Here is a 665-nt window from a genome sequence, read left to right as displayed (position 1 = left end):
TGGGCGATGTTGCGCACCTGGTTGGTCAGGTTGTTCGCCATCGAGTTGACGTTGTCGGTCAGGTCCTTCCACGTGCCGCCGACACCGGGCACCCGCGCCTGGCCGCCCAGGATGCCCTCGGTGCCGACCTCGCGGGCGACGCGGGTGACCTCGTCGGCGAACGCGAGCAGCGTGTCGACCATCCGGTTGATGGTGTCGGCCAGCGCCGCGACCTCGCCCTTGGCCTCGACGGTGATCTTCTTGGACAGGTCGCCGCCCGCCACCGCGGTCGCCACCGTCGCGATGCTGCGCACCTGGGTGGACAGGTTGTCGGCCATGACGTTGACGTTGTCGGTCAGGTCCTTCCAGGTGCCCGCCACACCGGGCACCCGTGCCTGGCCGCCCAGCCTGCCGTCGGTGCCGACTTCGCGGGCGACGCGGGTGACCTCGTCGGCGAAGGCGGAGAGCTGGTCGACCATGGTGTTGATGGTGCTCTTGAGCTCCAGGATCTCGCCGCGCGCGTCCACGGTGATCTTCTGGGTCAGGTCGCCGCCCGCCACCGCCGTGGTGACCTGGGCGATGGAGCGCACCTGCGCGGTCAGGTTGTTGGCCATGAAGTTGACCGAGTCGGTGAGGTCGCGCCAGGTGCCCGCGACGCCGGGGACCTGGGCTTGGCCGCCGAGTCG

1 protein-coding gene is annotated in these 665 nt (G+C 70.1%); it reads right to left on the bottom strand.

Annotated features, from left to right (window positions below; translation table 11 throughout):
- A partial coding sequence (locus IEZ00_RS33660) for a HAMP domain-containing protein (RefSeq protein WP_189227430.1) occupies positions 1-665 on the bottom strand: 665 nt, incomplete at both ends.

This window comes from Saccharothrix coeruleofusca, assembly GCF_014648515.1.
In the GTDB taxonomy this organism is placed as follows: domain Bacteria; phylum Actinomycetota; class Actinomycetes; order Mycobacteriales; family Pseudonocardiaceae; genus Actinosynnema; species Actinosynnema coeruleofuscum.
The sequence above is the reverse complement of the archived record's forward strand: the minus strand, read 5'-3'. Positions and strand labels throughout refer to the sequence as shown.